Source organism: Streptomyces sp. NPDC006265, assembly GCF_040613555.1.
Lineage (GTDB): Bacteria > Actinomycetota > Actinomycetes > Streptomycetales > Streptomycetaceae > Streptomyces.
Window position 1 is genome coordinate 1 of record NZ_JBEXSH010000616.1, and the last position, 5,539, is coordinate 5,539.

The 5,539-nt window shown below is 68.6% G+C and carries 7 protein-coding genes; 1 reads left to right on the forward strand and 6 read right to left on the reverse strand.

The window, feature by feature from the left end:
* Nucleotides 1–48 precede the first annotated feature (48 nt).
* The 6 genes from ABZ281_RS35515 to ABZ281_RS35540 all read right to left on the reverse strand — a co-directional run bounded on the left by ABZ281_RS35515 (nt 49) and on the right by ABZ281_RS35540 (nt 4,949).
* Nucleotides 49–840 (reverse strand): carbohydrate ABC transporter permease, encoded by a 792-nt coding sequence (locus ABZ281_RS35515; RefSeq protein ID WP_356662192.1) that lies wholly within the window; start codon nt 838–840, stop codon nt 49–51.
* Nucleotides 840–1,811 (reverse strand): sugar ABC transporter permease, encoded by a 972-nt coding sequence (locus ABZ281_RS35520; protein ID WP_356662193.1) that lies wholly within the window; start codon nt 1,809–1,811, stop codon nt 840–842. The genes ABZ281_RS35515 and ABZ281_RS35520 overlap by 1 nt, the downstream gene beginning before the upstream one ends.
* Before the next feature lie 6 nt (nt 1,812–1,817).
* Nucleotides 1,818–3,104, reverse strand: coding sequence for a sugar ABC transporter substrate-binding protein (locus tag ABZ281_RS35525; RefSeq protein ID WP_356662194.1), 1,287 nt, complete (start codon nt 3,102–3,104; stop codon nt 1,818–1,820).
* A gap of 90 nt (nt 3,105–3,194) precedes the next feature.
* Nucleotides 3,195–3,851 carry an alpha/beta fold hydrolase gene (locus ABZ281_RS35530; protein ID WP_356662195.1) on the reverse strand — a complete coding sequence of 219 codons (657 nt, stop codon included), beginning with the start codon at nt 3,849–3,851 and terminating at the stop codon, nt 3,195–3,197.
* Nucleotides 3,852–3,939: 88 nt separating this feature from the next.
* Nucleotides 3,940–4,395 carry a DUF2267 domain-containing protein gene (locus ABZ281_RS35535; RefSeq protein ID WP_356662196.1) on the reverse strand — a complete coding sequence of 152 codons (456 nt, stop codon included), beginning with the start codon at nt 4,393–4,395 and terminating at the stop codon, nt 3,940–3,942.
* Between the two features lie 128 nt (nt 4,396–4,523).
* Entirely contained in the window at nt 4,524–4,949 is a 426-nt protein-coding gene (locus ABZ281_RS35540) for an Hsp20/alpha crystallin family protein (RefSeq protein ID WP_356662197.1), read from the reverse strand.
* A 210-nt stretch (nt 4,950–5,159) separates the two neighbouring features.
* Here ABZ281_RS35540 and ABZ281_RS35545 point away from each other — a divergent pair, with 210 nt between their 5' ends.
* Nucleotides 5,160–5,462 (forward strand): hypothetical protein, encoded by a 303-nt coding sequence (locus tag ABZ281_RS35545; RefSeq protein WP_104779710.1) that lies wholly within the window; start codon nt 5,160–5,162, stop codon nt 5,460–5,462.
* The last annotated feature ends 77 nt before the right edge of the window (nt 5,463–5,539 follow it).

Below are 5,539 nucleotides of genomic sequence, written 5' to 3' on the forward strand. Positions count from 1 at the left end.
TTGTGCCCCTGCCGCACGGGAGAGGAGACGGCGTCGTGCCGGGCGCGATCAGTGGCCTGTCGGCTCCGCGGTCGTCGGCTGGTCCGACGGCTGCCCGGTGGGCGACTCGGGCGCGCTCTGCGACGGCCTGTAGGAGGGCGAGTAGGACGGCGTCCAGTTGCCGTTTCCGTTGCCCGTACCGGTGCCGTCGTCGGTGCTCGTGTCGGTCGGCTCGCCGGTGTCGTCGTCGCTCGGCGTCTCGCTGGGCGTCTTCTTCTCGGCCTCGTCGAGCTCGCTGGGCAGCCGGGAGACGAACTGGCGTACCAGGAAGACGTTGAAGGCGTTGGAGAAGAAGTTCGGCACGATCAGCGGCAGGAAGGTGTTCACCCAGCCCAGGTCCCGGAACAGGATGAACTGGGGGATCATCGTGATCTGCGTCGGGATCATCATCGTGGCGATGACGACGAGGAACATCGTGTTCTTGCCCGGCGCCCGCAGCCGCGCGAAGGCGTAGCCGACCAGGCCGCTGGAGAGGACCTGTCCCGCCACCGAGAACAGCGAGATGAGCACCGAGTTGAGCAGGAAGGTGCCCACCGGCAGTTCGGTGGTGAACACCCGGGAGAAATTATCCCAGTTGAACTCGCGCGGGATGATCGTGAACCCGCCGTTGTTCACGGTGGCGTCGCCGGCCAGGGCGATCGAACCGACGAAGACCAGCGGGGTGGTCAGGATCGCCGCGACGATCAGCAGGGTGCCGTAGGTGAACGGGGTCGCGCGGAACGCCCGTACGGCGGGGGCCTGCCCCTGCGCGGGCGGGTCCTCGTGCCCGCGCTTGCGCACCGGGGTCGCCAGGGTCGCCATCACTTCACCTCGGTCTCGTAGAACACCCAGCGCCGGGTGGTGCGGAAGGCGATCACCGTGAACACCATGATCACCAGGAACAGCAGCCAGGAGATCGCCGAGGCGTAGCCCATGCGGTAGTAGCTGAACGCCTGGTCGAACAGGAGCGGCACCATGGTCTGGGCCGCGTCGTAGCCCGCGGGGTTCTTGCCCTTGGGGATCAGGATGTAGACCTGCGAGAAGATCTGGAACGCGTTGATCAGGCCCATGATCAGGTTGAAGAAGATGATGGGCGTCAGATGCGGCAGCGTGATGCTCCAGAACTGCCGCGTCGCGCTCGCGCCGTCGACCTCGGCCGCCTCGTACAGTTCACGCGGGATGCCCTTCATCGCGGCGAGCAGCAGCACGGTCGCGGCACCCGCGCCCCACGCCGACATCAGGATCAGGGCGGGCTTGACCCAGGGGCCGTCGAGCAGCCAGTTGGGGCCCGAGAGGCCGAACAGGCCGAGGAAGTCGTTGATCGGGCCGTTCGGTGCAAGCACCATCCGGAAGATCATCGCCGTGGCGACCAGCGGAATCAGCGTCGGCAGATAGATCAGGGTGCGGAACAGCTTGCGGGCCCTGACCTGCTTGTTGAGCAGGTTGGCCAGCCAGAGCCCGAGCACCAGGCCCAGCGGGACCGAGATCGCCGCGTAGTAGAAGGTGTTCCACAGGGCCTTCCAGAACACCGGGTCGTCGGTGAGGGCTGTGACGTAGTTCTGGAAGCCGACCCACTTCGGCGGGTTGAAGGAGTCCCAGTCGGTCAGGGAGTAGTAGACCGACGCGATCATCGGTCCGAGCAGGAAGACCAGGAAGCCGATCATCCACGGGGAGACGAACAGGTAGAAGGAGAGCGCCTCACGGCGCCGGCGCTTGGATAGCTTGGGCTTCCTGGGTGAGGGGGGCTTCTCCGCGGCCGTGGGGGCGGCCTTGGGGACGGTCGAGGTTGCCACAGCCGGTCATGCCCCGGACTTGATGAGGGACTCGAGGTCCTTCTGCACGGCCGTCAGCGCCTTCTTGGCGCTGCGCTCCTTGCCGAGCCAGAAGTCGGCGAGGCCGTTGGAGATCGTGTCGATCATCTGGTTCCACTCGGGGATGAACGGCGCCCGGAAGACGAACGCGCTCGACTCGGCGAACACGCCCATGTCGACGTCCGTCTTCATCCAGGACGGCTTGAGGAAGGCCTGGCTCTTCTGCACCTCCAGGCTGGCCGGCACGTCCTGACCGGAGGCGATGATCACCTTCTGTGCCTCGGCGGAGGTGAGGAAGTCGATCGCCTTGAAGGCGTTGTCGCGCTGCTTGGAGGTGCGGGAGATCGCCAGGCCGCTGCCGAACGCCGACACGGCCTGTTTCCTGCCGCGCCACATGGGCGCGATGTCCCAGCCGAACGTCACCTTCGTCAGGCCCGACATCACCCAGAAGCCGTTGGCGTGGGTGGCGACCTTCTGGTTGGGGAACGCCTGGTCGCCGCCGATGTCGGGGCCCATGTCGGCGTAGTCCGCCTTGCTCGGCACCACCTTGTGCTTGAAGACCAGGTCGCCCGCCCACTGGAGCGCCTCGATCACCTCGTCGCTGTCGACCGCGGGCCGGCCCTGGGCGTCGATGATGGTGCCGCCGTTCTGGTAGGCGAGACTCCACCACTGCGGAAACCACTCGGCACCGCTGTATCCCCATACCTTGCCGGGGACCGTCAGCTCCTTGAACGCGTCGAGGGCGTCGTCCCAGGTCCAGTCCGCGGTGGGGGCCTTGATGCCCTTCTTGTCGAACATGTCCTTGTTGTAGAACACGGTGACCGCGCCCGAGCGGTCCGGGATCGCGTAGAGCTTGTCCTCGTACGTGTAGAGCGAGCCGACCGGGCCGAACCGCTGCCCGGGGTCGAGCTTCGCCTTCTTGGCGAGGTCATCGAGGGGCAGCAGCTGGTTCTTGCTGGAGTACGTGTTGACGCTCTCGGCGACCTGCATGATGTCCGGCCCGGTGCCGCCGGCGATCATCGTCTGCACCTTCTGCGGGTACGCGTCGCCCGGGATCAGCTGGAGCTTGACCTTGAGGTCCGGGTGCTTCTTGACCAGCAGGTCGATGCGGGCCTGATACGTCTTGCGGTCGGGGTCGCCGCCCCACACCGTCATCACCAGCGGAGCGTCGGCGGCACCGGCGCCGGACCCGCACGCCGTCAGCGTGATGACCCCCGCCGCGACTCCCAGCCCCAGAAAACCCCGACGAGAAAACCGCGCGCTGTCAAGCGTCATGGCACTGCCCTTCCTTGAGACATGCACACGCCTTGAGGTCGCCCGGATGATCAGGCCGGACTTCGAATGGCGGTTAAAATAACCATCGTTTTAAGCCAGCGACAAGACCTTGTTTCGTGTGGGTTCAGTTGTGACCCGGAGGCCGAGGCAGCACAAAGCGGGCATCGACGGGGTTGCTGCAGGTGGGCTGGCGGGGTGCCGCGGCAGGTTCCGCCGCGCGCGGAGCCGACTCCACCGTGTACGTGACCCGCGAGACCGGGAACATGAGGAAGCGGTCGACGGCGGCCCAGCGCTGCCGCCGAAAGACCTGGGCAGCCGCAGGCGAACGAGAACCAGCAATGCGGGGGCCTCCGTCTCCGCGAACGGCACGGTTCTTCGTTCGCTGCGCGAAGTACTCCTCCCCATGCGAGCGTCCCGGCTCTCAATCCGGGCGCACCCCGGCTGGTGGAGGGCTGTGGGGGCCAGTCCCAGTTCCTCGATCAGAGTTACGGCGTCCTGGACGTGGGCCTCGCGGGTCGTGGTCGCCGGTGTGCGGGTGCTGGCGCCGTGGCCTCGGGCGTCGTACGTCATCACGCGGTGGCCGTCGGCCGACAGCTGCGCGGCGAGGGTGTCCCACTCGCCCTGGTGGCCTGCCAGGCCGTGCAGGAGGAGGAACGTGACCTTGGGGTCCCCGGCGGGGCGGTGGTCTGCGTAGGCGAGGTGCGTGCCGTCGGGGGTGGTGAGGGTTCCGGACGTCGTGTGAGTCAAGGAAGCCCCCCGTTGTCGTTGACGCGGCCGTCTGCGCGACGGCCACCCCGGTCGGTCGAGGGGTGGCCGTCGTGCGCGCTGGCGGAGCCTACGGTGCCGGGGTCAGGTCCGCTCGGCCGAACAGGAGGGCGTAGCCGGCGGGGAGTTGGGCCAGGATGCGGGTGACCAGGTCGTCGCCGATGAGGGGCGGCAGCGTGCTGAGGACCGAGCTGACGTCCCAGCGGGCCGTGGCGGATGTGGCTCCCGGGGTGCGGGACGCGACCTCGTCGACGAACTGCGCGGCCGTCAGCGGGTGTGTGGCCGGGATCTGGGAGGCGATCAACCGGGCGGCCTCCTCGGGCAGGGCGCGGGCGAGGTCGACCCGTTCGTCGCCGATGACGTGGGCGCCGAGGGCGGTGAGGACGGTCCGGGTGACCTGCTCGGCCTTCGACCGGGTGGCGTACTGGCCCGACTGCCGGACGTCTTCGGTCAGTTGGGTCCAGGTGGTGCCGTCGCCTTGGGGGTGGGGCCTCGTGGTCACACTGGGCACTGTCGCCGTGCTCATGTGCGGGATTTTCCTCCGGGTGCGTGCGATCGGGTGCGTGCGATCGGGTGCGTGGTTGCGGTCCGGGTCGCGCCGCCGCCGGGAGCTCGTACCGGCGGCGCGACGTACCCGTGGGCGGTGCGGCGGGCTCAGCTGCCGATCTGCCTGCGCGTGTCGCCGCCCGTGATCTGGATACGGCGGGGCTTGGCCTGCTCGGCCACCGGGATGCGCAGGGTCAGGACGCCGGAATCGTAGGAGGCGTCGATGCGCTCCGTGTCCAGCGTGTCGCCGAGGAAGAGCTGGCGCGTGAAGGTGCCGGTGGGGCGCTCGGCGACGAGGGGTTCCGCGCCCTCGGGGGCGGGGGACCTGCGCTCGGCTCGTACGTTCAGGACGTTGCGCTCCACGTCCAGCTCGATCGTCTCGGGGTCGATGCCGGGGAGGTCGAAGTGGACGAAGAAGTCGTCACCGGAGCGGTAGGCGTCCATCGCCATCGCCGACGGGCGGGGGGTGGCGGGGCCGAAGACCTGCTGGGTGAGTCGGTCGAGCTCACGGAAGGGGTCCGTGCGCATGAGCATCACTGGTCACTCCTCTCTTCAGGTGCAGTGGGTGCGATGCCCTACGGTCTGCGTCTTCTTATATAGCTCGAAGGAGGAAACTTGACAAGCCTGGGCTCAGGTTCGGGTTTCCGGGGTGGGCGACGCCTGCCGGGCCCCTGGCGGGTGGGTCCGGCAGCGTGGGGGTTAGCCTCAAGATCCCGAGCAGGGCGTAGGACGCAGGAGGCAGGTATGGCGAAGGTTCCCAGTGCGGTGGTTGCCGCGAGCGGGCTCGTGGGCGGGTACGGCGTGGCCCGCTGGACCAGGCAGCGGCCGCTCGGCGGGGTCGTACTCGCCGTGGCCGGGGTGGCGGCCGCGCGGCAGTGGCGGCAGCAGGCCGGTGGGGTGGCCGCGGGGGCGTTGTCGGCCGCGTATGTCGCCGCCTTCGCCGGGTCTCATCCGCTGGCGAAGAAGGTGGGTGCCTGGCCTGCCGTGTTCGGGGTGGCGGGGGCCGTGGGGCTGGCGTCGTGGGCGGTCGCGGACCGGCGCGGCTGACCGGCTGATCTCGGTGAGCCGGCGCAGCCGACCGGCTCATCTCGGCGGACACAGCGAGCGGACACAGCAAAGAACCC